This window comes from Peribacillus sp. NPDC058002 (assembly GCF_042886655.1).
Taxonomy (GTDB): Bacteria; Bacillota; Bacilli; order Bacillales; family DSM-1321; genus Peribacillus; species Peribacillus aracenensis.
This window is the reverse complement of sequence record NZ_JBHVQU010000358.1, coordinates 1-2,876: the sequence shown is the minus strand read 5'-3', so window position 1 is coordinate 2,876 and position 2,876 is coordinate 1. Positions and strand designations below refer to the sequence as shown.

The following is a 2,876-nucleotide window of genomic DNA, read 5'->3' as shown; positions in this document are numbered from 1 at the left end:
CCCCAACCCCGAGGACCCCAGCCAACACGCCACCCCGCAGAATTGGACACTGCCCCCAAGAATAGTATTGATTTGGGGCTTGATTATAATATGGACTATTATAAATATTTATCGCTTAATGAACTAACGGGTGCGTTAGTTCATTAAGACTTACAAAAATGAATGTTTATTTCGGTCAATTTCTTAGGACTGTTAATGTTTATTCCCTTATTTTAAACCATAGGAAAAAGCTCTCCGGACCGGACAGCTTTTTGTTTTATCAAGTATCAACATATACCACAGTGACTAAAGACTAATCCGATAGAGGCAAACAGATAACGAATAGCCTAATAAACTTTTTTAATATGGCTCCACACTTCTTGTAATGACTTCCCGTCAAACCTGGATTGTTCTAATAACTCCTCTATCGAATCAAACGATTGCAAATCAGATTGGTAGTCAGATAGATGCCATTGATTGGAATGTTCATTGATGTGATAAATTATATCTTGAAAAGCAAAACCGACCCTTTCTCTCTTATAGACATCTTCTTTTAGCTGTTCATATGAATAGTTCATTTGTTCGAGAGAAGATTCGGCATACATTCGAACTTCACTATCGACATCATTCTTAAAATTTTCTATCAATGAATGTAGAATTTCATCATCTAATCTATATGTAAGAGAATTCCAAACACTGTTAGCAACACAACATCTCACATATCTGTCGTGATAATTACTTAAAGTTAATAGTAGATTTCCAAACCACTTTAAATCCACATCGCCTTGTGATAGGTCCGGTATAGCACGTATTAATTCATCTACATTATCTTCTTGTATAAACTTTTCAAGGTCTTGCTTACTGTATACCTTTACCTCCATTCCCTCAAAATCAAATTCCTCATTTTCAAGGTATAGGTTTTTCAGAAATTCTTCAAAGCTATCTGCGATTTGTATAACTTGTTCCAAATCAACGTCTACATAAACAATGGGGGGTTCAGAGGCGGAATTCCGATAATCAAAAGCGAGCCAAGTGTGACCATCTCCATTGAATAAAATAAGTCCTTCCGGCAGTTCCCACTCTTTTATGTAATAATCATTTTCAAGTATTCCATTTCCGGCACCAATCCCTTTAATGTGTTCCACTATAACAAAAGATTCACCCCAGACGGTAGGAACAGGAGACGGATGAGCATTACAGATGGGTTGACCCCCATTTTGTTGCTTAAGAATAGCAATGTACGAGTTTGGTAACGTAACATTAAATAATTCTTCTGCTTTTTTTACGATTTCGTCTGTTAATGGTTGTAACATATACTCGTCATTACTTGCTTCCCAAATACTTTCTACCAACACATTCACCTCATAAAAGTTTGATTAATATTAGATATTTAAGCGGTTGTTTCTTTCTTGTACGAACTTTCTATATCATACTACAAAAAAATTATTCCTTATTTTTTATTGCAACAATCCTTACGAAAACTGCCTTCATTAACAAGGCCAAGTCATATGGCGATTCTTATCTTAAAATCGGCGTATACAATTGATAATGTTCAAATAGCAAAAGGTGAAAGATGTGTTGTTACTGATATTATCGGATATAAATATGAAGTCAATTTTAAAGATTTTAATATAAAAACGATTATCTTTAATAATGAAATACCTGTTTATTTTGATATTGAAATAGCAGGTGTAAGGGATTGGATAAATGAAGATAAGAAATTGGTTAAGGAAGTCAATCCCACAAAAATTAATCTGAAAAAAGATTTAGTAATCAAAAACGTTATTACTTTCCCGAAAGGAAAAGAGTTTTATGCTGTTTCTGACACCAGCAATGATGATAAGAAATTTTGGGATTTATATGACGGTTCAACTTATGAAAGGATACTAAGATTAAAGGATTCTGAGGTAAAAGAGTATTTTAATGGTTAACTTTTCCTTTAGGGTGAATATGGGGAAGATTGTGAATCATTGTACTAAAACTAATGGGTGCGTTAGCTGAAGATCGGAGCTGCCTTAAAGACAGCTCTTTTCTTATGGCACTAACGGGGCAGGATTGTTGAAGAATCACCCAAAATTTTGAAACATATTTCGGACAACAAACGTAAGTATTATAGCTAGTGGGAAAATAAGAACGAACATTAATTTCTTAATCGAATTCATAATAAGTATATTAAATATATTAATTTTAGTGTATAGGGGGGAATGGATTATGTTGAAGGAGGAAAATATAAAATATCCTAATAAACGTGTATTTGGAATATGGATTATTTGGATTGGACTAATAGTTATAATAGGCACTATTTTCGGTGGAAAGTTTATGATAAACCCAATAATATTTACATTAGGTTTTATCGTGGGAAAAATAGTTATTTTCCGTATGACATTTATTAAAAAACATCTATCCTATGGACCAAATTCAAAATTCCAATCAAATATAAACACGATATCTATCCTAATGATGTTTGTACTTATATTTCTATTTTCTGGTAAATATATTATGATGGATGATTTAAGAATGACTTGGTTTGGAGCGTTGTTAGCAACGGCAATTCATTTTATAACTTCTGCATTTGTCTACGGAAAACAGTTAATAATTCTTTCTATTTTATTGATATTAAATGTGTTTATAGGCATATTTAATTCGAATATAAGCTTTGATTATTTCGGATATATTGATGGTTTAATAAAAATAATATTTGGTATATTTCTTTTAGTTCCCGCAAAAGCCAATGATAGATAGTTTACTGAGTAACAAGGAAATTGTGAAATAGTGTACTTAAACTAACGGGTGCGTTAGCTGAAGATCAGAGCTGTCTTTAAGGCAGCTTTTTCTTTATGCAACTAACGGGGCAGGTTAGTGGAAGAAGAAAAAGGAATAATGAAAAGTAAAATAAG

At 32.7% G+C, this 2,876-nt stretch carries 3 protein-coding genes; 2 read left to right on the top strand and 1 reads right to left on the bottom strand.

Translation table 11 applies throughout. The features are described from left to right. Positions 1-326 precede the first annotated feature (326 nt). Positions 327-1,331, bottom strand: coding sequence for an SMI1/KNR4 family protein (locus ACFVSH_RS24965; protein WP_387602783.1), 1,005 nt, complete (start codon positions 1,329-1,331; stop codon positions 327-329). Between the two features lie 57 nt (positions 1,332-1,388). Between ACFVSH_RS24965 and ACFVSH_RS24960 the strand changes: the two genes are divergently transcribed. Both ACFVSH_RS24960 and ACFVSH_RS24955 read left to right on the top strand, forming a co-directional pair. Beyond that, complete coding sequence (locus ACFVSH_RS24960) at positions 1,389-1,910, top strand: hypothetical protein (protein WP_387708438.1); 522 nt, start codon at positions 1,389-1,391, stop codon at positions 1,908-1,910. 280 nt (positions 1,911-2,190) lie between these two features. After that, positions 2,191-2,721 carry a DUF6609 family protein gene (locus tag ACFVSH_RS24955; RefSeq protein WP_387708436.1) on the top strand — a complete coding sequence of 177 codons (531 nt, stop codon included), beginning with the start codon at positions 2,191-2,193 and terminating at the stop codon, positions 2,719-2,721. Positions 2,722-2,876 lie beyond the last annotated feature (155 nt).

Coding starts and splice junctions, on each gene's coding strand:
- ACFVSH_RS24955 (WP_387708436.1), top strand. CDS start 2,191: ATGTTGAAGGAGGAAAATATAAAATATCCTAATAAACGTGTATTTGGA.